The organism is Halovenus rubra (genome assembly GCF_026586665.1).
Classification (GTDB): domain Archaea; phylum Halobacteriota; class Halobacteria; order Halobacteriales; family Haloarculaceae; genus Halovenus; species Halovenus rubra.
The window spans coordinates 36,582-63,377 of sequence record NZ_JAODIY010000048.1 but is presented as its reverse complement, the minus strand read 5'-3'; the positions used below and the strand labels follow the sequence as shown (position 1 = coordinate 63,377).

The 26,796-nt window shown below is 55.8% G+C and carries 20 protein-coding genes; 5 read left to right on the top strand and 15 right to left on the bottom strand.

The features are described 5' to 3' along the window. Nucleotide 1 precedes the first annotated feature (1 nt). Nucleotides 2–919, bottom strand: coding sequence for an AAA family ATPase (locus N5098_RS17275; protein WP_382231339.1), 918 nt, complete (start codon nt 917–919; stop codon nt 2–4). Between the two features lie 253 nt (nt 920–1,172). Here N5098_RS17275 and N5098_RS17270 point away from each other — a divergent pair, with 253 nt between their 5' ends. After that, entirely contained in the window at nt 1,173–3,125 is a 1,953-nt protein-coding gene (locus N5098_RS17270; RefSeq protein WP_267639085.1) for an ATP-binding protein, read from the top strand. A gap of 294 nt (nt 3,126–3,419) precedes the next feature. Here N5098_RS17270 and tpiA read toward each other — a convergent pair whose 3' ends face one another. Then, entirely contained in the window at nt 3,420–4,058 is a 639-nt protein-coding gene (gene tpiA, locus N5098_RS17265) for a triose-phosphate isomerase (protein ID WP_267639084.1), read from the bottom strand. Between the two features lie 228 nt (nt 4,059–4,286). Between tpiA and N5098_RS17260 the strand changes: the two genes are divergently transcribed. Together N5098_RS17260 and N5098_RS17255 are read left to right on the top strand one after the other, a co-directional pair. Continuing rightward, nucleotides 4,287–5,159, top strand: coding sequence for a hypothetical protein (locus N5098_RS17260; protein WP_267639083.1), 873 nt, complete (start codon nt 4,287–4,289; stop codon nt 5,157–5,159). 56 nt (nt 5,160–5,215) lie between these two features. Further along, complete coding sequence (locus tag N5098_RS17255; protein ID WP_267639082.1) at nt 5,216–6,013, top strand: aldo/keto reductase; 798 nt, start codon at nt 5,216–5,218, stop codon at nt 6,011–6,013. Nucleotides 6,014–6,020: 7 nt separating this feature from the next. Here the strand turns inward: N5098_RS17255 and N5098_RS17250 are convergent, their stop codons facing one another. Next, nucleotides 6,021–8,750: a M14 family zinc carboxypeptidase gene (locus N5098_RS17250; RefSeq protein ID WP_267639081.1), complete on the bottom strand. Its 2,730-nt coding sequence runs from the start codon at nt 8,748–8,750 to the stop codon at nt 6,021–6,023. 101 nt (nt 8,751–8,851) lie between these two features. Between N5098_RS17250 and N5098_RS17245 the strand changes: the two genes are divergently transcribed. Next, complete coding sequence (locus tag N5098_RS17245) at nt 8,852–9,871, top strand: AAA family ATPase (RefSeq protein ID WP_267639080.1); 1,020 nt, start codon at nt 8,852–8,854, stop codon at nt 9,869–9,871. A gap of 1 nt (nt 9,872) precedes the next feature. Here N5098_RS17245 and N5098_RS17240 read toward each other — a convergent pair whose 3' ends face one another. Further along, nucleotides 9,873–11,009, bottom strand: coding sequence for a tubulin/FtsZ family protein (locus N5098_RS17240; RefSeq protein ID WP_267639079.1), 1,137 nt, complete (start codon nt 11,007–11,009; stop codon nt 9,873–9,875). A 42-nt stretch (nt 11,010–11,051) separates the two neighbouring features. Beyond that, the gene (locus N5098_RS17235) at nt 11,052–12,227 is read right to left on the bottom strand and encodes a tubulin/FtsZ family protein (protein ID WP_267639078.1); all 1,176 of its coding nucleotides are present in this window, start codon (nt 12,225–12,227) and stop codon (nt 11,052–11,054) included. Nucleotides 12,228–12,521: 294 nt separating this feature from the next. On the opposite strand from N5098_RS17235, the gene N5098_RS17230 reads away from it, so the two are divergent. Then, nucleotides 12,522–13,505, top strand: a complete 984-nt coding sequence (locus tag N5098_RS17230; protein WP_267639077.1) for an AAA family ATPase — start codon at nt 12,522–12,524, stop codon at nt 13,503–13,505. Here the strand turns inward: N5098_RS17230 and N5098_RS17225 are convergent. From N5098_RS17225 to N5098_RS17180, 10 genes are all read right to left on the bottom strand, one after another. Then, nucleotides 13,486–14,898, bottom strand: a complete 1,413-nt coding sequence (locus tag N5098_RS17225) for a hypothetical protein (RefSeq protein ID WP_267639076.1) — start codon at nt 14,896–14,898, stop codon at nt 13,486–13,488. The two genes, N5098_RS17230 and N5098_RS17225, sit on opposite strands and share 20 nt — an antisense overlap. After that, nucleotides 14,895–16,175 carry a DUF58 domain-containing protein gene (locus N5098_RS17220; RefSeq protein WP_267639075.1) on the bottom strand — a complete coding sequence of 427 codons (1,281 nt, stop codon included), beginning with the start codon at nt 16,173–16,175 and terminating at the stop codon, nt 14,895–14,897. Before N5098_RS17220 ends, N5098_RS17225 begins: the two co-directional genes overlap by 4 nt. Next, on the bottom strand, nt 16,172–16,897 hold the full coding sequence (locus tag N5098_RS17215; protein WP_267639074.1) for a DUF7269 family protein: 726 nt from the start codon (nt 16,895–16,897) through the stop codon (nt 16,172–16,174). The genes N5098_RS17220 and N5098_RS17215 overlap by 4 nt, the downstream gene beginning before the upstream one ends. Further along, nucleotides 16,894–18,510 carry a DUF4129 domain-containing protein gene (locus N5098_RS17210; RefSeq protein ID WP_267639073.1) on the bottom strand — a complete coding sequence of 539 codons (1,617 nt, stop codon included), beginning with the start codon at nt 18,508–18,510 and terminating at the stop codon, nt 16,894–16,896. The genes N5098_RS17215 and N5098_RS17210 overlap by 4 nt, the downstream gene beginning before the upstream one ends. Then, a complete protein-coding gene (locus N5098_RS17205) occupies nt 18,507–19,562 on the bottom strand; it encodes a M48 family metallopeptidase (RefSeq protein ID WP_267639072.1) in 1,056 nt (351 codons plus the stop codon). Before N5098_RS17205 ends, N5098_RS17210 begins: the two co-directional genes overlap by 4 nt. A gap of 92 nt (nt 19,563–19,654) precedes the next feature. After that, a complete protein-coding gene (locus N5098_RS17200) occupies nt 19,655–21,463 on the bottom strand; it encodes an Hvo_1808 family surface protein (protein ID WP_267639071.1) in 1,809 nt (602 codons plus the stop codon). Between the two features lie 97 nt (nt 21,464–21,560). Further along, nucleotides 21,561–22,508, bottom strand: a complete 948-nt coding sequence (locus tag N5098_RS17195) for a zinc-dependent metalloprotease (protein ID WP_267639070.1) — start codon at nt 22,506–22,508, stop codon at nt 21,561–21,563. A gap of 115 nt (nt 22,509–22,623) precedes the next feature. Then, a complete protein-coding gene (locus N5098_RS17190; protein WP_267639069.1) occupies nt 22,624–25,260 on the bottom strand; it encodes a PAS domain-containing protein in 2,637 nt (878 codons plus the stop codon). 136 nt (nt 25,261–25,396) lie between these two features. Next, nucleotides 25,397–25,777, bottom strand: a complete 381-nt coding sequence (locus N5098_RS17185) for a thioredoxin family protein (RefSeq protein WP_267639068.1) — start codon at nt 25,775–25,777, stop codon at nt 25,397–25,399. A 439-nt stretch (nt 25,778–26,216) separates the two neighbouring features. Continuing rightward, nucleotides 26,217–26,627 carry an ArsR/SmtB family transcription factor gene (locus N5098_RS17180; protein ID WP_267639067.1) on the bottom strand — a complete coding sequence of 137 codons (411 nt, stop codon included), beginning with the start codon at nt 26,625–26,627 and terminating at the stop codon, nt 26,217–26,219. Nucleotides 26,628–26,796: the final 169 nt, after the last annotated feature.

The following is a 26,796-nucleotide window of genomic DNA, read 5'->3' as shown; positions in this document are numbered from 1 at the left end:
GCTACTCGGGGTCAACGCTGTTGAGTGCTTCTCGTAGAAGCGTTACGCTGTCGTCGTCACGACCTGTCCGGATGCGATGATTCAGGACGGGGACAACTTCTTCCTGTACGTCGTCCGGAACAACGTACTCCCGGCCAGAAAGGAGTGCACGACCCTGTGTGGCCCGAAGTAACGAAATCGTTCCACGCGGGCTCACACCCAGACTGGCGTGTGTGCGCGTATAGTTTGCCAGCTTTGTCGCATACTCTCGGATATCGCGTGCGACAGTAACCTCGGCAGCACGTTCACGTGCCTGTCGGAACTCAGATAGGGACACGGCGGGCGTGAGGTCATCGATGGGGTGATGTCCCACCACGCGGTCGAGCATCTCGACTTCTTCGTGGTGGTCAGGGTACCCGAGACTTACTGTCTTCATAAAGCGGTCGAGTTCAGCCATCGGAAGTTCATACGCTTGGTCACCCTCGACGGTATTTTGTGTGGCAATAACGGTGAATGGGTCCTCAATGTGGTGTGTCTTACCGTCGATGGTGGCCTGTTGTTCTTCCATCGCCTCCAGAAGGGCTGACTGTGTTTTTGGCGGTGCGCGGTTGATTTCGTCGCCCAGCACCACGTCGGCAAATATTGGTCCCGGTCGAAAATCAAATTCCTGTGTCTGTTGGTTAAACACGTTGACGCCAGTCACATCGGACGGCAAGAGGTCGGGAGTGAACTGAACACGCTTGAACGTCCCGCCGAACGAGCGAGCGACTGCCCGTGCAAGCATCGTTTTTCCGACACCGGGGACGTCTTCTAGCAAGACGTGTCCACGCCCTAGCAGTGCCGTCATAACGTGTTCAATCTCGTCACGCCCGCCGACTAGGACCTGCTCGACGTTCTCGACAACATCCTGTGCGAGTTCACTTGCAACGGCGACGCTCATCTCCGGCGTCTCTCGATTCTCCTCTGTTTCTTTGAGGTCTGTCTCGGAGTTCGTCATAGCTGACTTGCTTTCGCATCGATAATCACAAACTGTGCAATTTGCTATCGTAGTACTACGTTAGATAGCCCCTTACAATCCAAGACAAGTAAACGTGCTGTCTTTAGTGTGAATTTGTCACACACTGTGGGTTACGTCTGTCATCTGTCTGACGAGGCATTATGAGGGGCCAAAGGAATCTAGAGGATACCTGCGTATGGCTGAAACAACTCATATTACTGTCGCCGAAACCAGTGAGGGTCCCGGCGGGAGTGCTCGACCCGGCGATGACGTATCCCTCCCAGTCGTCGAGTTACTGACTGGTCGTGGCTTTGTCACTGGGAAGAGTGGCTCCGGCAAATCCAACTCTGCAAGCGTTCTCGCGGAGAATCTGCTCGACAACGAATTTGGGCTGCTCATCGTCGATATCGACGGGGAGTATTACGGACTCAAAGAGGAGTACGAGATTCTCCACGTCGGCGGTGACGAAGAGTGCGACATCCAGGTGACGACCGAGCACGCCGAAAAAATTGCTTCGCTTGCACTCGAACAGAACGTTCCCATCATTCTCGACGTGTCGAGCTACCTTGACGAAGATGAAGCAGAAGAACTGCTGACTGCAGTCGCCCGCAGCCTGTTTGCCAAGGCAAAAAAGCAGAAACAACCGTTCCTATTGCTGGTCGAGGAGGTCCACGAGTATATTCCTGAACGTGGGTCTGTCGGTGAGTGTGGCAAGATGCTCATCAAAATCGGTAAACGCGGCCGAAAGCACGGGCTTGGGATCTGTGGCATTAGCCAGCGGCCAGCAGATGTAAAGAAAGATTTCATCACGCAATGTGACTGGCTTCTCTGGCACCGCCTGACTTGGAACAACGACACAAAAGTTGTCCGCCGGATTCTCGATGGCGAGTACGCCGATGCTGTCGAGAATCTCGATGACGGTGAGGGATTCCTGACGACAGACTGGTCAGAGCGCGTTCGCCGGGTTCAGTTCCACCGCAAGAAGACCTTTGACGCCGGGGCAACGCCCGGACTGGACGATTTTGAACGGCCAGAGTTGAAAAGCGTCAGTGACGACCTCGTCTCTGAGTTGACCGAAATCAGCGAGGAACAGGCCGAGCGAGAGAATCGAGTCGAAGAACTGCGTAGTGAACTCGACAAAAAGAACTCTCGTATCGCCGAACTCGAAACCGAGTTACAGGATGCTCGCGACTTGCGCCGGATGGCCGACCAGTTTGTCGACGCATTGGTTGACCAGGTTGAGGGAGCGGCTCCCGGCCGGACGGAACGTGAGCGTATGCGCCGGGAACACCGACCGGAGGCAGAACCGCCCAGCGAACAGACCACACTACCGGAAACCGAAGTGGCTGTCCAACCCGGTCCTGGGACGAACGGCGACACAACGGCTGTAGATATGGCAAGCCAGAGCGATGTCCTTTCAGCTGTGATGAGTGCTGAAGATGGGGACGACGTTGCAGCTGAGGGAGCCAACGCGGACTCTGAACAGACTGAAAAGAGCACTGAATCGTCTCTATCGACAGGAACAGATGCGGAGACATCGGCCGGGCTTTCGACACAGATGGACGACTCTACATCGGTGGGTGAGCGTTCGACAGCCTGCGAGACAACACCACAACCGGAGGGAGAAGAAACGACACCACAACCGGAGTTTAGCGATGACGTTAGCGGTGACCGCGGTGTCAGTGCGGACGATATTCTCGGTGAGTTGCGCTCCATGTCTGAAACAGGTGACGAGTGGCCGGAGTCATCACGAACCTCACGCGAGGAAATCGAGTCGGAAATCCGTGACGACGCGGAACTGATTGATGACGGCGAGGACAGCGAGGACGGCGAACCGCTTGCGGTGAGAGAATGCAAGGCTGATATTGGCGCACTTGAGACGAAGACACGGAAGATGCTTGCCTTCTATCGCGAGTTCGGACCAAGTACGCCGCTGAACGCGCACTTTGCAGCAGGCGGCGACGGGAATCGCACCAACGCCTACGCCCATAATCGGGAGCTCCGGACAATGGGACTCGTCGAACACGTTGGCCGAGGGCACTACGACTACTGCTTGGAGCAACGATTGGCCGACGACGTTGACGGTCACACCGACCAAACGACTATCGACGCTTACCTCAGAGAAATCGAAGAGACAACCGACATCTGAGCACTTCTTTTTCTGGCAATCTCAGCATTCAACCGAAGAACACTCTTGTCGCGAATTACCTGTTCAATCAGCGTCGAAGCTGTAATGCCTGAGCCAAACCGACGACGAAACTCAAACCGAAACGCGTGCACGGGAGATTAGTCTTGACGGTGCCTTTGCCATCTCGCTTGGACTGATGGGTAAACAATCTTGTACTTGGCCTCTCACTCGGGTAGGGCTGTGGCATCGCTATGGGCACTGGGCTGATGAGAACCTGAGAGACTTGTTGTCGATGTAGCTCTCTAACAGCAGCTGTTACTCGATAAGCGATTCCAGTGCTGCCTTGGGGTCATCAGCCTTTGCGACACCGCTGGCCAGCAAGACCCCATCAGCGCCAAGTTCCTTGGCCGATGTAACGTCTTCTCCAGTTGAGATACCCGCACCACAGTATACATCGACTTCGGGGTCGACACGCTCAACAGCAGTGACAGCATCTCGAACGATATCGGGGTCAGCTTGGCTGACTGGCGTTCCAGTCCCAATGAGCTCTGGTGGCTCGACAGCAACAGCGTCTGGACCAAGCGACGTGGCAGCAGCGATTTGCTCAGGGTTGTTCGCACAGACGACCGTTGACAGCCCGGCGCGGTCGGCGGCGTCGAGGCTGGCATCGATCTCTGCCAGTGTACGCCGGTTTTCGGAGTGGTTGAGTAGTGTCCCGGTCGCGCCCGCGTCGGCTGGCGCTTCGGCAAGTGTACTTCCTGTATGGCTTCCATGTTCGACAGGGCTGACATGCTGTGCCCATGTTTCGATGCCCGTGTCGGCGACTCGTTGGATGTGGGCTGCCTGTGGAGCGATTGCGATATCGGCGTCGTGCTCTGTTGTGACTGTGTCTGCCGCCTGTGCAATTTCGACTGGGTCACACGGGTACGCTTTCAGATTGATGAGGATGAACATACCCGAGGGAGTGGTCGGGCCGGCCAAATAGGTTGCGTGTTGCCACCGTTGTGACACTCTCTATTGTGGGCATTTTTCTGACCCTCGTGAGGAGCGCGGCTGATACTCTGTCAATACAGCAAAGAAAGCTGACTAGCACGTAACTGTACAGTAACACGCCGCTCAAAGTAGCTCTCGTGAGTATTGAGTGGACATTATTAAGCAACCACCGCAGAAATCCCCTCACAAATGCCACAAGATAGCGACGAACAACCGAGAGCGCAATTTGAGAACCTCTCCGGAGTGGCGACCAGACGAACGTTCCTGACTACAGTCGGGGTCGCTGCTTTGTCTGCACTTGCAGGCTGTCAGGGGAGTAAAGACACCGAGGAGACGGGTAACGAAGACACCGACGAGAACGAACTGGGAGGTGTCGCCTCTGACGAAAACGACACACCGGAACCACTCGACCCGCCTGAAGGGACCAGTGAGGACGGTATCGAGGACACTGAGAAACTCGTCGACGCGACGCGGACGGCGCTCACAAAAAACAGCTACGCTATCGAGCAAGAACTTGTCAACACAACTGACGGGGAGCAGACGCTCCATGTTACACAGCGGCGCACAAGCAATCTCGATTCGAACAAACGGCTCCTTGTGTTTGATGCTGCTACCGAGACAAACCGGTTGTATATCGAAAACGGAACGCAATTTATCCGGAGCACGTCGGATGACGAAACGACCACGCAAAGCAGGTCATTTCAGGAGGATTTCAGGGCGACCCATCCACCAGAGATGCTTGGCGGGGGTGAAAGCCTCGGCGGTATCCTCCGGACCGGAGCATTCGCGTCTCCCGAGACGGTCAGTAAATCCGGATTGCTCCTCCTCCAGTTCGAACTGGACTCGGTTGACGAATCTGAGATATCTGGCACGGTGACCGAGGAGACAGCGACAATCTTCGTCGACACCAACAGTGTTGTTCACAAGGCGACCCGATCTCTTGAAATTGAGGAAGACGCTCAGACAGTCACGCTTGACCAGTCGTTTGTCATTCATCAACTCGGAGATGTTTCGGTCGAACGTCCCGACTGGGCCGACAAAGCAGCCAAAGAAAATAGGTAACGAGACGGCCAGGGACCAAGCAGTACTGATTATTACCCTCGGCCCAATCTCCAGCCATGGAACGTGACCTGCCAGCACTCGGTCTGGGCACCTCGGGCAACACTGACCCCAATACCTGTCAAGAGACTGTTACAGCCGCCCTCGATATGGGGTATCGCCACATCGATACCGCACAGATGTACGACAACGAGCGTGCAGTCGGCGAGGGTATCCGCCAGAGTAGTGTCGACCGCGAGGAGGTCGTGGTCGCCACAAAAATTCTCCCAGAAAATCTCGCATACGAAGACGTACACTCGACGGCCCAGGAGAGTCTCGACCGTCTCGGCGTTGACGCTGTCGACTTACTATACGTCCACTGGCCGATGCAGGCGTACGACCCCGAAAAAACGTTGCGTGCGATGGATGAGCTCCGTGAGCAAGGAGTCACTCAATCTGTCGGTGTCTCAAATTTCACACCGGAGTTGCTCGATGATGCCCGGAAACGCCTTGATTCCCCTATTGTCGCCCATCAGGTCGAATGTCACCCGTTACTCCAGCAAGACGCCCTCCGAGCCGATGCTCGCGAGCATGGCTACTCTCTTGTCGCCTACTGCCCGCTCGGGCAGGCGTCGATTACACACCCAGTACTCGAAGAGATTGCCGACAAACACGACACGTCGGTTCCGCTCGTCTGCCTCGCCTGGGGGCTTGCACAAGAAACGGTGGTTCCAATCCCGAAAGCGACTGGCGACCACATCCGCCAGAACTGGGATGGACAGCAGCTTGAACTCGACGACGAAGATCTCGACCGAATCGCGAACATCGAGCAGAAAGAACGACTACTCGACCCCGAGGGTGCCGCCTGGAACCGGTAGTTTCCTTTCAGTCACTACTTACTCCTTCATCCGAAGCGGTGTCGTCGAGTCGTCGCCTGAGAACGTAGCTCGTGGTGCCTGCGCCCGCCAGTGCTGTGAGTGGACCAAACCCTGGGCCGTCGTCATCGGCTGGACTTGCTGTTTCAGTCTCGTCGGGTGTCGGCTCGGCCGTTTCGGTGGCCGTTGGCGTGGCTGTTTCAGTCGGTGTCTGCTCGTCGGGACGCTTGGCGAATTTCGTAGCGATGGTTGACCCGAACGTTGCTTCCTGTTTGCCGTTTTGCAGACAATCAAACCGATACCCCAACGCGTTATACAGGAGCTGGTAGCCAAACAGCGTCAGCGAGTGGTCGAACAGTCCAAATGGATGGAGGTTTCCTTGCTCGGCCGGCGGGAGAAGCGACCCTAACAGATGGACGCCGACACGCTCTGCCTGTACTGGAAGGCTTGCAAGCCTGACTGCAGCGTCGCGACCAGTATGTACCTCGACAGCTTCGCCGAGTGCAAAGTCTGAGACGCTGTATTCTGGAGATTGCCCTCTTTTATATCCGAGCCGTGGATAGTTCCACGGTTCCTGGATAGAGCGCCCGCGGGTCGACTTGGACCCTGTATTGTCATCAAGAAGTTGCTGTGTCTCCTCATCACCGACTTCGTAGCTGGGAAACCTGTTCTCGGACCGGGAAACGCTCTCCTCGTCGACCGATTCGAGACCGGCTATATCGAGTCCAGCAGCGACTTCGACTCCCGCATCGGTCAACACGAGATTCCCGCCAGCCTCGACATACTCCGTCAGCGCCGTCAGGAACGCCGTATCGATACTGTCGTCATGACAGACCACGAGGTTATCGTACGTCGGAGTGCCATCTGCAACCAGTGTACCGCCGCGAATCTCGTCGGCACCAACCGGTTCAACAGGTGCGTCAGCGTAGTCGGCAAGCGTTTCGAAGACTGACAGCGGTGTCACCTCGTACTCCTGTTGCTGGTAGCCGAATACCGCTTCCGGGTCGGGTGTGTTTTCGGTTGCGGTCAGCTGTGTGGTCCCTGCATCAATCGTCCCTTTGCCGCCGAATACTCTGGTCTTGTGAACATACTCGCCACCGACCGGGCTTGCTGTGCCAACGCCACCGGCAACCGCTTCCCCCGCTCCGACGTAGGACAGGTCAGCCGAGGACCGGGTGAGACTGTCACTTTCGAGGTAAGCGGTCGACCGCTCCCCGGTTGCCACTGCCCCATCTACTTCGTTGGCTGCCTGTCTGATTGTCGTCTCGATTGCGGTCCCGTACGCCTCGAGGTGAAAGCGGGTTATCTCTGGCAGGAAACTGACCCGCATGTCTTCGGGAAAAGAGTTGGCGAACACGATTTCGAGTGTCAGTGCTGTCGCTCCAAGACCGCCTTTCGACTCTGGGGTGACTGCCCAGCTATCGATAGCACCCGTTGGCGTGTAGCCGAACAAATCCAATGCTGACCCGTACTCGAACAGGGTCTCCGGTGTCTCACAGAACCCGTTGTACTGGCAGGCATCCTGATTCTCGTAATCCTCGACTGCAGTCTCAAACGTGTCTTGCCACCTGTCAACCGACCCGAGTGAAGATTCTATATTCCGTTTCAGTGTACGGTTGAGAAGTTCCATCCCAGCCCGGTCACTGGGTGTCCCACCAGCGGGTGTCAGCGAAGCGATTGCACTCGAATTTGCGTACATCCCGTGTAGGTCTAGCAGATACTCGACGTTCTCGTAGGTCCGGAGGTGGTCGACAACGGCGAGTGTATCGGGTGTTTGCTCGCTACTGTTGTCAGGAACGTCGTCGTCTACGTCGCCGATATCATCATCGACGAGGTTTGACCCATCTGGCTCCCCCGGTGCATAGCTCGGCAGAATCCAGCCCGGGACGGGATACTGACGGTTCGGGTCAAGCCCCGCAGCATTGAAACGACGGAAGTCCGGCGGCTCAGTCGGATTATCGTATATCGGCTCCCTGACAACCCAGCCACCGGGGTTGGGGCTGACAAAGAGAAGCACAAACTCCGAGAGAAGCTCTTCGATGTCAGCTCGCTGTCCGTCCAGTATCTCTTCGACAAATCGGAGGCCGGCCTCGATTCCCGCGCGTTCGTCGCCGTGAACGCTCATCATAAAGACCAGTTTCTCCTTCTCGGCGAATGTGGCCGTATCACCGATGTTCTCTGTGACCTCGAGTGTCCAGACATCGCGTGGGTCTGTTGTTTCTTGATAGAGATTCTCGTGTCCGGGTCCGTTCCCGTGAGTCCGGACGTTCAGACGGTCACCATGGCGCTGTTCGAGAAACTCGACGCCGGAGCGAGCCTCTTCTAGCCCGATGAAATCGACACTATCCTCGGGGTCAAGGAAGACACCATCGCCGTACTTATCGAGTTTCCAGAAGGGGTTGGACCCGGGCGCGTACTCGACTTGTTCGGTCGGTTCTGCCTCGACGACTGCTCGTGCGTCCTTGGGAACCAGTTTTGCGTAGGCAGCGAGGTCAGCTTCATGACTCCGGTACGATGGCACGTGTTCCGCGAGTACGTCGTATCCAGAGTCGTCTGTGAACGTGACCAGCGTTGGAATTGTGTGGTCGTCTTCGACGTTGTTCAACAGAAACTCGTAGCGCGGGGTCGTTTCTACAGCTGAAAACGACCGGCTCGTAGCGGTACCAGTCCCGAGGACTGCACCGGCAGCCCCAGCGGAGAGGGCGGCAAACTCTCGGCGGGAGATGGAGGGATTTCCCATATATATCTATGGCTAAATATGCAAATAAAGGCTGTTGTTGCTGAGAGCTTCGCAGACCAAGATGGGAAGATTTGTACTCGATGGACTGGTAGTTTCTGGCAATGGAGACGCCACTGTGGACGGAGCAACATGCCCCCGCGCTGGATGAGTTGCCCCAAAAAGAGGTTAGGGACAACCTCGGCCGCGCGCTCGAAGAACCGATGAATCTTGTTGTCCACGGGCCAAAAGGAAGCGGCAAGACTGCAGGTGTCCGTGCGCTTACGCGGGAGTTACACGACAAACCCGACGCCGACCGAGTCGAAATCAACGTTTCGGATTTCTTTGACTCGACAAAAAAAGAGATCAGTAAAGACCCACGCTTCTCGCAGTTTATCGACTCCAAACGCCGCCGCAACTCCTCGAAAGCGGACCTCATCAACCACGTCCTCAAGGAATCAGCGGCCAACATGCCAGTCACCGGCGAGTACAAGACTGTGTTGCTCGACAACGCCGAGGGGATGCGTGAAGACTTCCAGCAGGCGTTACGTCGAGTCATGGAACAGTACCACGAGGTAACACAGTTTGTCATCGCTACCCGACAGCCCTCCGCCCTCATCTCGCCGATTCGGTCACGGTGTTACCCTGTTCCGGTCCGTGCACCGACGCAAGACGAACTAATCAGCGTACTCAAAACAATTGTCGAACGGGAAGATGTCCCATACGACGAGGAAGGACTAGAGTACGTTGCCGGGGCCGCAAGCGGCGACCTGCGAGAGGCAATCCTCTCAGCCCAGACAACCGCCGAACAGAAAGACGAACTGACGATGAGTACCGCATACGAAGTGCTCTCTGCAGTTGATACCGACGAGCGCGTTCAGGAGATGATTGCCGATGCCGAAGCCGGTGACTTTACTGACGCACGCTCGACACTTGATGAACTACTCATCGATGAAGGGTACAGCGGTGCGGAGGTACTCGAATCGGTGCTTGATGTCTCCCGGTCGCGGTACACCGGTTCGGAACTTGCCACCGTTCATCAGCTTGCCGGCGAAATAGACATGGATATTGCCGATGGGACAAGCGACCGGATTCACCTCTCGCGGTTTTTGGCGAATCTCGACGGTGGCGTCATAGCAGACTGACTCAGTCTTGTGGCTGGTGCTTGCTGGTAGACGTCTGTTTTGCCTCGACTGCGCGCTCTTTGAGCCGGTCGACTCGTGGAATTTCAGTCACGTTTGAGAGGAGAACACTCGCGGTGACTGTCGATCCGTTCGGCCGTGGCTCGTCGCCCGCAAACACCTCGGCTGCGTCACTCTCTTGTTCGAGCCAGTAGCGACCACTCTCGAAGCCTTTCCGTGAAATTTCCTCCGCCGGCCCGGAAACGAGCAGGAGCCCACGGTCTGTACTTGACATCTCACAGGGGGTTGTCAGGTTTCGCGTTGTTGCCTCTTGGACGAGGTCCTGTGTTCGCATCGCAAGCGTCGTCGTCGTCCCATCGTCTTCAGTCTCATCACCGTTCCGGAACAGCGAGACGATTCGGTCAAAGAACCCGCTGTCTTCTAACTCGACAGTTGCCTGTCCGATTACCGAAATACCACCGCTATCAAGTGTCTTTATCAGGTCGCTTGAGTCCAGCGTGTTCTCGGCGATGTCGGCATCCGCAAGTTCATTCAGCCCAAGCATTGCGCTTACTCGTTGGGCAAGCCCATCGTTCAAACTGTCATACGCTGTTTCAAGGGTGTCGGCGCTGTCGTGCCACGCGTCATTATCAAAGAGGATGACGCTGTCGGCAAGGCGAACAAATGACTGAAGCGATTCGGCTGCGTTTACGATGTGTTGGTCGGGTTCGCCGCCGTCAGGAAGAACGCCGATAGCATACACTGGAATGTCGGTCAGCGTCTGGAGGCTCTCCAGGATAACCGCGCCGAGGCCACCGCCGGTGCCTCCAGCGAGCCCACCAACGAGTACGACTGCGTCAAGTTCGTGGAGTTTGAGCTTGTCGAACTCTCGGTGAAGTTCGTTGCGGTCCTCACGAGCAACTGAGACTGCAAGCTCGATATCGCCGTCGACACCTTCCCCGCGGATGTCGGGATGAGTGTCGCCGACAAGGATATGTCTGTCCAGCGGAATATGGTCCATTCCCTCGAACGCCGAGCGGTCCGTATCGAAGGCGAGAAGGCTCCCGTTCGAAAACGACCGACCGGTTGCAGCTTCCTCCTCATGGAGTCGGTCAACGATTCGGCCTCCTGCACCCCCGACGCCGACGAGTGCGAATTTCATATCGGTATCACCGTACTGACCTCTCGGATACTGTCGTCACGGTTAGACAACCGGGTCGAGTTCGTCATCGTCATCCGTGATGAGCTCCTCGATTTCTTGCTCACGGACTGCGTCAAGTTCCTGAATCTTGTTCTGTGCGTCGACCGCTTGGTCCTGAATCTCATCGACACGCGGGGTCTCAGTCACGTTCGAGAGCAGGACGGCCGCGGCCAGTTCGGTTGCATTCTCTCGTGGGTCGTCGCCGGCCAGTACCTCGACGGTATCTGCGGTGTCTTCGAGCCACTGGCGGGCGCTTTCGAGCCCTTTTCTGGCGAACATCTCTGGGGGACCCGAGATGACTACCAATACGCGGTCGGCACTCGATACCTCACAGGGAATCGTCAGCCGGGAGTTAACCGCACGGCGGACGAGGCCCTTGATTTTTGTCGCGTCGGTTGCCTCATCAGCGTTGAACTCTTCGTCGTCTTCTCGGAACCGTCCGATAAGCCCTTTCTGTGCGTCGACTGGGCTCGAAGCATAGCCAATCGAAGAGATACCGCCGGTATCAAGCGTCCGCATGATGTCACTGGAGTCCATCACGTTCTCTGCGACGTCTGTATCGTCTTTCTCGCCCGCAGCGAGGAGTGTGACGATACGAGTCGCCAACTCGCCGTTCATCTCGTCGTACCCTTCTTCGATGGTCTGGTCACGAGCGCGCCAGGCGTCGTTATCGAAGGCGACAAAATTGTCGACTTTCGTAACGAACGACTGCAGTGACCGGGCCGCGTTCAGTGCGGGACGGCCACCCTCGTACTCGCCTGGGAGAACCCCCAGTCCATACACCGGTTCATCGTACATCTTCTGTAGTTCATCGATGACGACTGGACCGGCACCGCTGCCGGTACCGCCACCGAGACCGGCGGAGACGAGAAGGGCGTCTACGTCGTGAATTTCTACGTCGTCGAACGCCCGGCGAATCTCCTCAATCTCGGTCTTTGCGACATCAGCGCCGACTTCGACATCGCCGCCAACACCGTGGCCCTTTGCCCCTTGATGTGTATCGCCGATGAGGACACGCCGCTCCGGTGGAATAAAATCCGGTTTGGCAAGGTCTGTCCGGGCGGTGTTGATTGCCATTGCGTGTCGACAGAGGCTTCGATTCGTCTTATCTTCGAACTCCAGCATCCGGTCAAGAATCTTTGTGCCGGCGTTACCGACACCGATTGTTGCAAGCTTCATAAGTGTGGATTGATGTTGGGTCTGTTGAGTAGCGAGGTATGTCTGTGTTTCGGCCGTGTCTGCCACGGGGTTGCACTCTGTTGAGGTCCAGTATCTCCTCCTATTTGAATCTGTGTCTGACGCACCTGCTGGCGCTTCGATTAACACCGACATTCTCTCGGTGCCAATTGGGTCACCCTCTGCTCACATCGTTGGCTGCATGCGCTTTCTTTGCTGCGACACACGAACTATCTGTAACTTGTCAGTATGAGAGTATCCAGTGAATATAAACCAGCTGGCATCTTGTACTCGGGTATGTCCGTAGAGAAAACTACTACCCGCGCCGAGACTGTCCTTGATGAAGTACAGTCGGTAGTCGTCGTCGACCGGTCGGTTCTGAGAGAGCTGCTGGCCGGCGTTGTCGCCCGGGGCCACGTCCTACTTGAGGACGTTCCCGGGACCGGAAAGACGCTGACTGCCCGGTCGCTGTCGACTGCTCTCGGCCTTGACTTCTCCCGTATCCAGTTTACGCCCGACCTCATGCCCTCTGACGTGACCGGCTCCTACGTCTTCGAAGAAGGAACTGGCGAGTTCCACTTCACCCCCGGCCCCGTGTTTGCCAACATTGTCCTTGCCGATGAAATCAACCGTGCACCGCCAAAGACGCAATCTGCGCTGCTGGAAGCGATGGAAGAAAGACAGGTTACCGTCGACGGCGAAAGCCACAAACTACCGGAACCGTTTATCGTCATCGCGACACAGAATCCCGTTGAGCAGGAAGGCACATTCGAACTTCCAGAGGCGCAGCGCGACCGGTTCATGGTCAAAACATCGTTGGGGTATCCCGATGAAGCGGGCACGCGTGAACTTATCGACCGCCGCGCACAACGGGACCGTCCCGACCCAACTGTCTCACAAGTCATCGACAGTGAGACCGTACTGGAGGTACAGAAGAGCCCTGAGACTGTCTCTGTTGACGACCCGGTCCGAGACTACATTGGCGCGCTCTGTCGAGCAACCCGCACTGACGGACGCGTTCAGGTTGGCGTCTCCCCTCGTGGCGTCCAACGGTTGTTTGAACTTGCCCGTGCCCACGCTGCTATCGAGGGGCGATCCTACGTCGTTCCTGATGATATAAAACACGTTGCTCCCGCCGCACTCGCACATAGACTGGTCCTCGATCCCGAGGCGAGCGTCCGCGGTATAGACCCAGCCGATGTTGTACGATCTGTGCTTAATTCCGTTGACGTGCCTGCGATGGAGACTCCGGCTGAGAGCGCTACCGACGCAGGAACCTGAGAAGCCCCACTGTCGCAACGAGCGCGCTGACCAAGCCGACTGTTGATGGGAGTGAAAATGTTGGTGCAACGAACATCGCACACAGGTACCCGACGACTGCCAACACCATTCCGATAATGATGACGCTTCCCACGTAGGCAACGTGAACGAGTTGTGGCTCTGGCATTGTGGCTCGTCCGCCGACTTCTGCTGTAACCGTGGTCCCGTACTGCCCAATCGCGTACGTAAATAGTCCGCCACTCAGTGCGAGGACAGTCCCGAGTTCGGAGCGCCCAAGCGTCGCCGTTCCGCCGACACTAGCACCGACGGCAAGTGCTCCAACAAGGCAGAGAGCTCCGAGAACTGCTGGAAGTTCTTGTCTTGCCTTCTGGGTAAGGTTAAAATCTGCAAACACTACTCCCAGCCAGATACTGAGGCCGGCAAGCACGAGCAGCGTCGGCACAAGAAACAGTTGTTCTGCTGAGGCTCCAAGAAGTATGCCTCCGCCGATAATGACAGTCACGCTCATTATCGTCCCTACAATGATACCCGCATCTGGGTTCTGCCCGTCTTCTTTGCGATGCCACGATATTCGTACGAACAGCGCGGCAACCGTGATACCCAATCCGAGGGCAGAACAGGCTGTCAGTAACAGCCTGACAACTACCGTATTGAATATGTTCGTAACAACCCAGTCAGCGCCGACAGACTGGAGCATCCAGATGAGTGCGATGAACGACCCTGTGACGAGGACGGTAGCGAGCAGAAATTGCCGTCTCATTGTCACAATCCTGTTTCGGTTCCCCGGTGACGATATGGCGGCAGCTGGCGTCGCATAGGCCGAGAATACCAGTATTTGTGCCGAGAGCATAATGGCGGCCACGAGTTTCCCCCAACTGCCTCCGGTGGTGTAAGTGACTGTCTGAACTATGGACTCGGTTGAACTCGGGGTTGTGACCGACAGACTGAATCCGACAAGTCCCGCGGCCGTGAGCGCCCCCACGAATGCACTGAGGAGTGCTCTTGATGCCGCTTCGTGGGAGACGCTGTTGGTTACTGTCCCGACGACACCTGCTCCGAGTAACGTGGCGACGACAGCAGCAACACCACTATACACTGAACTGGAAACCACAACATTGCCGCCGAGCGTCGAGATAGTGACTCCAGTTATCATCACGCCAACCAATCCAACAGCGATACTAAGTCCCAGCGGGAGAATCGCCGCTCCCAGTGTGGCTCGCTCCGGGCAACCAGTGAGACCGACAACGCTGACTCCGACCAACACCCCAGCGATAGCAGCGCCGATAATGGCTGGCTCGTGTAGTGCCAGCCCACTGATAGCGATAGCGACGCCAACAATGAGCGTATTGCGTGTTGTTCGTGGCAGTTCATCCTCATTGCGAACAATACTCATATATGTGACACCTCTGATACAACCTTATTCAGGACAATACCAATTGGGTCGCCCATATCCCAGTCGACGACGTGTGAACCTGTTTGGCGTGTCTCTGTAAGTCGTGTCCGACGCTGGATAGCGGTCAGTCGGCCGGCTGTATCTTTACGACCGGTCGCAATATCCGGTGAAACGACACAGACGGGATAGCCGTGTTCTCTGAGTTGCTTGACCAAATCCACAGGATAGTCATCAATGAACGACGAAAACAGGATAACCTGTGCGTTGCTCGGGAGCAAAGACGGAATCACAGTGAGCGGTTCGCCCCAGCGTGTCTGGACGTGTTGCTCGGTGTCTTCTGTCTGTTCTCTGATTGCGTCAAGCAGTGATGTCGCTGTGGTCCGGGTTTGGCCGTCGGTTCCCGGCTCCACGAACCGATGGGAGCGGTTGTTGAGGCTGACGACACCCGTTGGATACCCATTGTCGATGACGGCGTCGAACGTCCGTTCGGCGGCAGCGACTATCAGGTTCAGTGCGGGCAGATGGTCGTCCGACGGCGCACGCTGTTGACTCCGCCGGCTATCCACGAGACACACCACTCGCGTCGCCCGTTCGGCTCTGAACTCAACAGTTGCAAGTTCTCGACTGTTCGCGTACCGTCGCCAATCTATCGAGCGGACTGAGTCCCCGGGCTCGTAGTCTCGGACAGAGTAGAATTCGACTCCGTTACCGCCATCGTTTGTCGGTATCTGACCGGCGAAATCGTTGGTCCCTTGATCTATCGGCACGTTATCAACGAACGCCAAGCAGCCAAGTTGTGCATCACCTGCGACAGGCTTTGTTTCGGTTTGTTGGCCGACCGCACTGGGGCCTCGACTCCGGACCGTTGCATCTCTAAAGGCGTGTTCACCGCGACGCAACTCGATTTCGTATTCGATTGTTGCGGTTTCGTCTGGGCCGAGGCTGTAACAGCCTCGCGGAGTTCCACTCACAACTGGGATGTCGGTGGGGACGCCATCGATAACCCGGATATCAGTGAGCGGATATGATGCAGTGTTTCTAAGCGTAAGGTTGACCGTAATCCGTTCACCCGGGTCGCCGGTTTTTACTTCTGTCTCGTGAGCGGTCACAAACTCACGGGTAAGCTCGACGGCTGGTTTCGGTGCGGTATCGAAGCCTGCGGCGGCGACAAACGACAGTGGTGCCACTGCAAGCCCGACAAGAAACGGCGTTCCAGTCGCAACTCCTACACCAACCAGTGCGAGAACAACGCTGACTGCCCATTGGTTATCGTTCATTTTGCACGCACCTCTTCAGGTGACCCACTGGAATCAAGCGTCTGCACCGTTCCAGCTTCATTCGTTTTATTACCTGCTGCAGTTTCGCTCAATGTTTCAGCGCCTCCGGCTTTGACGGTCGTCTCCTCTAGCGCTTCGATAGCTGTAATCGTCCGATTGAGACGACGATAAAAGCCTTGGCCGGGGTCGAGTACACTCCTGAGCCGTTCGCTCAATGGCTGTGTACACCGTGGCGAGAGAAACGCTGCTGCGACGCGGTCGTCGGTCCAGGTTCCACTTTCGAGCATCTGTCGTGCCTGCTCTTGGCTGGCTCCTGTACTTGATTTAACGGCTCTGATGGCGCTCTCTTTGAGGCGGTCTTTGATATTGACGATACTGTAGGTCTCCTCGCACTGGTAGCAGTCGATAGCAGCGTTCTCGATTTGCTGTTCGATCTCTCTTCCGGTGTGCGCTGTCTCTCGTTCGACCTGCTCGACGTTTGACTGGGCAAATTCGTCAGGCTCCGCCTTACCTTTGGCACTGCGCCGGACCGACCATAGGACACTGGTAACCAGTAGTAGTCCACCGGCCGGGAGCAGGTATGCGACCAGTCGGAGCGTGTTTATCACTCCGCTAAAATGCAGTACTGAACGCAACAGACCACCAACAGCGAGTGTTAAGACGGCAATCGTAAGCGAGAGACCGACTACCCAACGACCCAGACGGTGTCGGCTGAGCGTCATTTGGAATCCTCCTCTGGATCGTAGTCGCCAAGCGTATCTACCGCGGTCTGTGCGTCTGCTACGTCTGACTCTGACGGTTCGGTACCTCCATACTCCACATCCCGGAACAACGAGAGCAGGGACTGAACACTCTCCTGTGGATATCCAGCCGAGAGTGCGTACCGAGCGACCTCGCCTGGGGTTCGTGTCTCTCTATTGGAAACGTTGGCGTGGTCGAGGAACATATGCCAGTGTTTTCTGAGGACGGTCTGTCTGTCTGGCGACTGTGTCTCCTCATCAGCTACCGCTGGTGTTTCGTCTTCTGTCTCTGACATTTCACTTTGGTCTGTCTTTTCGTCCCGGGAAAATGCGTCTTCGATGGTTTCGGTCAGTGACGTCTCCGTCGATGTTCCTGTAGAGAACACTGACTCTATCAGTCCGGTAAACGATGGGAAACTCAATGAACGCTTGTCTGTCGAGGTTAGAATGCTCAGACTTGGTTTCGCGAGGCTCGGAAAACTAATCCGGGACAACCGGATTGCGGTCACAGAGTCGACGGTCCTCGCGATGGCTGCTGTTATACCTGCAAGCAGACTTGCTAACACGAGCATCAGTTCTGAAAGGGCCCTTCCCACGTGGCGTTGTTCCGGAATGAACCGCAGGTAGCTCCATACTATGCCAAGGAGAAGCCCCGGAATGACGAGCAAAATAAGGGTTGTCCGGAGATACAGGTTCGAGACGGTCGTCGTTACCTGCTCCTCGCCGACAGTCGCGGTGACTGTCACCTCATCACTGACCGGGAGACGAAGAAACGTCCCGCCACCGTTACCCGTCGTCGTCGTCGTGTTGCCGACGCTGACTGTCGCGTTTTGGATGGACTTCCCGTCAGCGCTCACTGAGATGTGGGTTGGCGCACCGGGGAAATAAACCGGCGTCGAGAACGATACCTCCGGGTCAGGCATTTCGACGGTATGATTCCCTGAAAGAATGTCGCGTTTGACCTGCAAGGACAGGTCTTCCGACGTTTTGGGCAGTTCGATGGTGGCTTTGCCGTCTGCATCGGTTGTCGTGACCGTCTCGCCATCGACGAGCACGGCTGCATTCGAGATATTGTGTTCTCCAATGGTTCCTTTGATGTCAATACGTTCACCCGGGACCCGAAAGCCCCGAGTCTCAATTTGCACGTCTGTGACTGTCTGGAATCGGGCGCTGTCGCCGGTGTCCTCAACAGTAATGTTCACGCTCTTGGCTTCCCGGGGAACAGAAAACGACGCCATTCTCTCCGGGGTCACAGCACCAACCCTTTTCCCGTCAACAAGCATCGTAACTCGCTGATGACCACTCGCTTCAAGCTGTGATTTTGAGACGCCAGCCTGTGCGCGTTCCCCCGGAACAAGCGTTCCGTTGACAATCGGATCGAGGTCCGTCGGTGATTCGCCGAGTGTCGTTTGCTCGGTTTCGGGCGTACTCTCTCCGCCTGCCCGTTCCGGCGTTTCGATCACATTTTCCCAGTCGCCGCTGGCGCGTTCGCCAGGCGGATCGACCCGCGGATCGGCCGCTGGGAGTGTGGCCGCTACAAGCAGTATTCCAACTATGCAGACGAATACGAGCAACAGGTTGCGTCGCGCCCTCATGTTGTTGCCTCTGCCCCGATGAGTGACTGGAGGCGCTCGATACGTTGCTCAACGGGTGGATGTGTCCCCGAAACTGGGTTGCCGGTTGTCCGACCGGCAATCCAGTCAGCAACAGCCGCTTCTCGGTCAGCAACGCGTTCGTCCGATTCCGGTGTCTCCCGTGCGACTGGTCCTGTCACGGGTCGCGTTGGGACCACACAGAGTGCCTGCGTGCGCCGCAGGTCCGTTGCTGGCTCGGCTGTTGCATCCGCCAGTGTTCCAAGCGCTGTAGCCAGCGCGAGTGGCTCTCCTGTAATTGTCGCCGCAGCCTCGTCAGCAGCGTATTCTCGGGCGTGTGAGAGCGTCCGCGTCGCCCAGTTTGCAACCCTCGGAAAGATAACTAGCACTGGTGAGACAACAATATAGACGACGACCGAAAGCGGAAGGAACCACCGAAGTGCGAGGCGCTCATATCGTGAGAGATTCTCCATCCCGCCAAAGGCACGGGGGACGAGTCTGACTGTGTGATAGGCACGCGTTGAGAGTTCGAGTACGAGTGTCGTGACCGTCATTAGCGTCACGTCGCGGTTGACAACGTGTGCAACCTCGTGTGCGAGTACCGCTTCGAGTTCATCCTGGTCGAGTGCCCCAATCAGTCCCGTCGTCACGACGATTGTTGCATCAGTAAACCGACCGACAGTGTAGCAACTTGGTGTCTCGTCGTCAACAATGCGTGTCGAAGGTGTCGGAACGTCGACAGTCATCGAAAGTCGGCGCACAATGTCGTCGACCTCGTGGGTCCCTCCCTCGCTGGACGTGGCCGACGCAGCCAGGACCCGGTTGTAACCGTAGTACAACTGCCCGCTGAGAAAGAGCACTACCACCCCGAGATCTGCTATTGGTGAGAGTGGCAATCGCAACAGGTCCGACAGCACTGATGGATCACCGAGGAAGGCTGCAGTCACAACCGTTGGCACAAGTACTGTAAATCCCCAAAGCAACGCAAGCGCGAACACTGCATTGAGACCGATAAGTAGTCCCAGAACAGCAAGCATTTGCATCCGGAGGGCCATATTATATCACCATTTTCGCGCGGTATGAAAAAAGGCAGGGGTGTGTTACATCGGGAGGAAACAGCCCGAAGAGTCGCGGTTTCGCTTCGGCTCTAGTTTCGGCGTCGCCGAACGACCAGCGTCGTCATGAGCACTGCAACTGCACCGACAACGATGCCAAAGCCAGCACCGTCATCGTCGGCATCTGTGCTGTCTGGCTCGGTAGCGTTGCTTTCGGTTTCGGTACTGTCGCCGCCGTCAGCGCTGGATCCACCATCGCTGCCGTCTTCAGTTGGCGTTTCGGTTTCGGTTTCAGTTTCAGTATTGTTCCCATCCTCACTGCCAGCGCTGTCTTCATTGTCCGATCCGTCCCCACTGTCAGTACCGTCGTCGCCATCTGTCTGCTCAGATTCGACAAGTTCGATATCGTGGATGGCGGTCAAGTCGTCGACAGTCGGGGCAGTAACGACCGTCACAGTACTGCCGTCAGGGACTATCGTAACGGCGAGATTCCATTCGTCACTGTCCTCAAACGTGTACGTATGTTTGTACCCGTCGACAGCCGTTCCGCCGCGGAGTTCGATGAGTTCCTTGTATGTGCTGACGAACGGCTCCCCATCTTCGGCAGAGGCCCAGTCGAGTTGCCAGACTGTGCCACTTTCCTCACCGTTTCGGTACGTGTATATCCGGTCACCACGCCAGCCCTCTGTTTCGGGGTGTGCGTAATTGTAGGGGCTAGCGGCCGGTCCTTCTTCGTCATTGAGGATATTCTGTGGGTTGTAGATGTTCACTGCGCCGCCCGATTCGGCTGTCGGGGCGATGAACATCGATGCGATGCTGGCAACGCCGAGTGTATCGTAGTCTTTGCTGTCTTCCCAGGTAAGGCGTTCCCACTCGTCGTTACTTTGATCAGTGACCTCAACTTCGGTAGGCTCGACGTCCGGATAGGTTTCGGGAAATACGGTATAGAGTGCGGACTTTGGTGGCTCTTCGTATAGTTCGTTCACAGCGTCCCATCCTTCTTGTTGATACAGTGACTGTACGAATGCCGGTCCGTCACTGTATGGCTGGAACGACTGGAAGTATTTCCCCCAGTTTGCTGGCTGTCCGCCACCACTGCTTTCGCTCTCGCCTTGTGTCTCGCTGACACACGACTCGCCCCAGAGGTCATTCTCGCACGCTTCGAGGTAGCGCTGGTCAACGAGGTTCATATCGCCCTCGATAAGACCGTTGATGCCGCTGTCAATATCTGTCGTTGACCGGTCGAGGTCCGTCAGGTTGAATTGCTGGTCCTGAATAGCATGACCGACTTCTTGGGCCAAGACATATTCCTCGATAAGCAGGTTGTCCGGGTCGTCGCTGACCATGACGATGCGGTTCTCTGTCGGACTGTAAAAGCCACCGACTGTCGCACCACGGTTTTGCTCACGGATGTCAATCGAGTCATTTTGCGAACTAATCATCATCATCGTCTCGAACACGGCGTTGTCCGAAAGTCTATCTTTCTTGCTGACATTCCCGTAGAGCCCACTCTGTTCATCTTGGAACTCTTCGCGGGTCTGGACCTCAATAGGCGGCGTGCCGTTTATTGCGTCCAGACAGCGGATTGCTTCCACACGGGCGGTGGTGCGGGCACCCAGATTCGCTAGCTCAGTGTCGTTGAGGCCATCTGTTGTGTCAAGGCTCAATCCCTCGTTGTACCAGAAGCCATCAACCCAGCCGATGACCTCGTCGCCATCAGGGTCGGCGAAATCGTCCGGCGGCTCGGCAGTACATTCGCTGATGTGTTCATCAGATATCACTGCGTTAGTCGATTCCACGGATTGTCTCTCGTCATCAAGACTCGCTGCACCTGGAACGGCTACCACTGTAATAGCCAGGAGGGCAACTGCGAGCGCAAACACGGTTGTACCACGTCTCATTATGACACAACCCTGTGGTTGCTGGGTAATAAGCTATGCTATCTTGGCAAAGAGTGCCAACACTGTGACGTGTTGCGACTGGAGAGTTATTTCTCACTCAGTTGATTCGTGAGAGCCAGGCACGGGGGTCATCAAGCTCTGTGTCGGTCGGCAACCGTTCGGGCGACTCCCAGACGCGGCTTGCTGTCTCGATATCTCGCAGTTCGACAACTGTCTCGAAAAAGTTCTTTCCGCGCTCGTATTGGCGGCGCTTGACACTGAGTCCGAGGACCCGGCGAATCAGCTGTTCGACAGGCCCTTGTCCATCTCGTCGTTGCTCCAGTTTCCGACGCATGTCGTCGTACTCTTCGTCGAAAGCACGGTCCATAATAAGCTCTGCGTACCCCTCGACCGCTGTCATCGTCGTATCGAGTTGTCCAAGTGTCGATCGGTCGAGATTGCCACTTGACAGCTTTTCAATGGTTTCTTGCATGTTGGTTTCGAGGTGGGCGGACAACCACGGAGCCCCGCCGAACTCTGCTGCATGTGTAATCTCGTGGAACGCGATCCAACGACGGAAGCGAGGGTAGGAGACGTCTAGCACCTCTGCAACATGCTTGATATTCGGGCGGACAAAATAGAGTGCATGAGCGTCGTTATCAGCAAGCAAGAGCGGGTCATACTGGCCGAGGACATGGCTAGAGAGAAACCGCAACGAGAAGGCCATTGAGCCTGTGTTTGTCATCTGTGCCACTCCTGGCGCTTTCTGGGTCTGCTGTTCGAGTGGCGTCATCACACGCTCGAACGTTGCTATGTTTGCGTCGAGCCAGTGGTGTCTGTTCTGGATTTCGACACGCTCGGGCAAATCGAAGTCAAGAGATGTAACCGCACGGACGCGGTCGCGCGCATCGCGAGCATCATTGGCGTATGCCTGCTGTTCGGCCGCGGAGACGTCGAGGTTGCCCGGGTCGACCGATGCTTTGGCTGCTTTGGCAACGGCATTCCAGTCGATGGGCCCGTCACCACTCGCTCCTGTGACGGCCCGGACACTGCGGTAAAGTCCCATACTCGAACCTGGTGGCTAATCAATATAGGCCTTCTCCTCCTTTTTTTTATTCCACCTTCGATTTCGCAGCTTTTCGACCCCAACCGGACCGCTAGCTCAACAGACCCCGGTTCTATCAGGACTCAACGAAGCTGACGCCAGTGATGGTGAACTGTGTTCCACCTGCCTCGCTTTCAGTTACTGCGATTTCCCAGCCATGGGCTTCGATTATTTGCTTGACGATTCGGAGGCCCAACCCAGTTCCGGTCCCGCTGGCCGAGTAGCCTGCCTCGAAAATCTGGGCACGGTCTGTTGCAGGGATACCAGCCCCAGTATCTGCAACATAAAAGCCACCCTCCGTTTCACCGACATGGACAGCCACGTCCTCACCAGCGTGTTCGATTGCGTTTCGGTAGAGGTTTTCGAACAACTGTTGAAGTCGGCTTCTGTCTGCCTGTATCGTGCTTGTCACATCGACAGTCAGTGTTGTGTCTCCGGTGTCGACGGTTTGCCAGCTATGTCTGACCAGAGTTGCAAGCTCGATATGCCTGATTTCACCGACTGTCTCACCATTTTGTGCAAGCGTTAGTAGGTCGTCGATGAGTGCCTTGCTTCGGTTGATTCCCTCGGTTGCCTGTGCAAGATGTGGATCGTCATGGTTGTCCTGAGCCAGTTCGATATGTCCTTCAGCCACAGTCAGGGGACTGCGCAAGTCGTGGCTGATGATGTTTGCGAACTCGTCTAGCCGTTCGTTTTTTCGAACAAGTGCTTCCTTTCGGTTGCGTAGCTCCTGTTCTTGACTGATTCGATCCAGTGCAGCCTTGGTGTTTGCAGCGAGTGTTTGAGCGAGTTCAACCGTGGGCTGGTCGAATGAGTCCGATTCCGGTGAAGAGAGAATAAATATGCCGTGGTCACCAAGCGGGAGGCACATTTCACTCCGCACTTCGGTTTCAGGATTGAATAGGTTTGATTCTTCGCGTAAGTCGTCATAAAACCGGTTCTCGTTTGCTTTGAACGCCTCCCAGGCGATACCCTCATCTACCACTGGCATTTCGTCCCACAGTTCACGACTCGCAGACGAGAGGGTAACAGGAACCAGTCCGTCCACGCTGTCGTCGTAAAAATAGATGCCGTTTAGCGGTAAATCGAGGATACTGTTGGCCGACTCGCTCGCTGCCGCTGCCACCTCTTCGGGGTTGCCGGCGGCAAGCAGTTCACGAGTCACATCGTGGAGCTGTGTCAACTGTTCGTCGCGCTGCCTGAGTCGCCGACGGTCCTGAATGTCGTCGGTAATGTTCTGTGAGACGGCCATAACTTGTTCGATATGCTTTCCTGACCTGACCGGAACTGTCTGAATTCGATAACACTCGCCGTTGTATTCTTGCCTGAACGTGTGAGATGTGCCTGCAAAAGCCGCGTCGTAATAGTCACATAGTTCCGACGCGATATCGTCCGGGAACAGTTCATGTGGTGTGTGTCCCTCGATATCTTCGGGTGTAAAGCCAACTTCGCTCAACTCCTCACCACGAGCGCGGAGACAAACCATCTCTTCGTCAATCAGGTACACTGCCCCATCCGGAAAGTTCTCTGCTAACGTCTCATACTGATGTTTTTTCGTCCAAAAATCCTGCTCGCGTTGCTTTTGGCTTGTGATATCGCGTGTGACGATAACTATGCTATCGTCATCATCAGCTGTGACACGGGAAAGCCGGCATTCGAGCGTACGAGTCCCCCATCCCGAAAAGTCCGCAGTCACCTCGCTTCGCAATGTCGCTAGAGAACCATCACGCAATGCGTCGAATGCGTCTGGTTTCTCCTCACGAACTTCTGTGAGATACGGGCTTGACTTCCCGTTGAGTTCTTCACGTGACTGGTCACGAATCTGAGTAAACGCATCGTTGACAAGGGCGTACTGTCCATCCGCGTCGCAGACTGCTACAGGGTCCGGTAGCTCGTTAAATACGGTCCGGTATCGCTCCAGTTCGCGTTCGTGACGTCGCTGGTCAGTGATATCCTGCAGTGTGACAACCAACTCTTCGACCTGCCCAGTCGAACTGACAGGGGCGACCTTACAGTCCCGAATTACGCGTTTCCCCGACTGCGTGAGCGTGACCGTATACTTGACTGCCTCTCCCGTGTCGATACATTTGCGGTAGGCTCCGGTGACTTTGGCTCCGTCGACCGGACCAAGGACCTCCTGTGGCGTCGCTCCGATAACGTTCTCTCGGTCTTTCCCTATCAGCTCAACTGCTCGTGGGTTACATTGCCGATAACAAAAGCCATTGTCGTCAACGTCGACTAAAAGAAGCCCGCTCTGTGCGCTCTCGAAAACGGCTGTATACTCGTCACGCGTCGTTCGAAGCCTGGCTTTTGAGCGATATTGGCTGACCGCGTTCAACACACGGTTTGCCAACAACCGGTACTGTTCGCCGCCAGACTGTTTTTGCAGGTAGTCGGTTGCGCCGGCGGAGATTGCCTCGCTGGCGACCGCTTCATTTCCTTTCCCAGTATACAGAATAAAGGGAAGGTTCGGCTGTGTGCTTCTGACAGCCTGTAGAAATTCAATTCCATCCATTCCCGGCATATTATAATCGGAGATGATACAATCAGGCGAGCAGTCATCTAGCACCGATAACCCTTCCTCCGCGCTAGTCGCCGTTGTCATAGTGAACCGGGCGTCCTCCTCGGTAAGAAATGTTTCAGTCAACTCCGTTACCTCAGACTCGTCGTCGACATGAAGTATCTGAATCTGTGTGTCGACTGTGCCGGACATGGTTTTTGATTGTGTGAACGGTATGAAAGAGTTTTGTAATATTATGTATATAAGTTTGCGAAGAGTGGGACTTCATTCCAAGTCATTTCGGCGAAAAGCATCGATTACTTCTCTCTCAAAGTATCGGATATGTCGGTCACAGTTGACGGTCCGTTTTTTCCCGTAGCCATTCTGTGAGTTCATTGCCGGAGACGAATCCGTCGTCCCGTCGCCCAACGGGGTCGCCATCCACAAAGAGAACGAGAAGCGGGATACGCTGGATTTGAAACCGATTCACCAGCGTCGGGTCATCTCGTGGATTGAGCAACCCGACCGAGAGATTAAGTGCTTGTGCAACAGTACCAATGACCGGTTCCATGCTTTGACAAATGCCACAATTGTTGGTATAAAACTCGACGAGTGCGACGGAATTATGCTGTCGGAACGCATCTAGTGCTGTCTCGTCGGCAAGCTGCTCGGGGCAGTTTTGGGCCGCGATGAGTCCGCTCCCTGACCGCTCGCTTTTCGTCTCATCCATACAAGACACTCAGACCACAGATGCCTAATCTCTTCGGCAGACACACACCCAGACAACCCTTTTTCGAACTCCAGGGTTCCATCTCGGAGCCAATCTTAGCGACGCCATCTCTCTGTGATTGCCTAGCAACTGTCCTCTTTGCCTTGATGAGTCTTTCAAATGGTTGGTTTACGGTCTTGACTTGGACCGTTTGTGTCTGTTCTCGCGCACGAAAAGGTGAATTACTGTGGTAGATGTTTTGCTCTCTCCCGATACGCCCTCCCGCAAGCAACGCCGAGTGGAAACGGCGGATTGACTCCGACCTACCCCGGATTCGGCCGATCTATATAACGTATAATTTGTTTGGTTTGTGAGAACAACTGCCAAATAACTGGTATAGAAAATCAGTCTTGGGTGCTGAAAACAATATGGGATCGGTACAAAACTATGGTGGAGGGGTTCAGTCGTCAGCGGGCGCTATCGAGAGCGATTCTTTGTCGGCGGGCGAGTCCGTTTCAGGGTTATCGATGGTTACATCGAACCCATCAGGACCAAACGAGATTGCGAGCTCGTCGACTGCGAGCCGGTACTGTTCACAGTGGTGTCCACCTGGGTCGATGTGGAGCGCCGATTCGACGATACCGGCATCCTGCAGGTCATCGAGACGACGGTACGCTGTCGCTTTTGAGACACCCGTACAATCGATGAGTTCACTCCCTGTAAGAGAGTTATCACCGAGGGCAGCCAAAACCTGCTGTGTGTACTCGTCGCCAAGGAGTTCGAGCAGCGATTCTGCGTCGTATTCTCGACTATCAGCCCCGTCTGTGACGGGGGATTCCGGTGGGTTCGTCGACAGGTGAGTGCTTGCCATATCTACACTATCGCATCCGTTCCTACTGGAAGGGTATGCTAGTTATTTGCGTAGCCCACTCAGATAGTGTCTAGCTATACAGATTGCAAGGATTGCCGGTATACATACATATCAATGTTGTGGTCTGTCTCAGGGACGGAAACGGGGGAGCGACGTTATATTGGTTCTC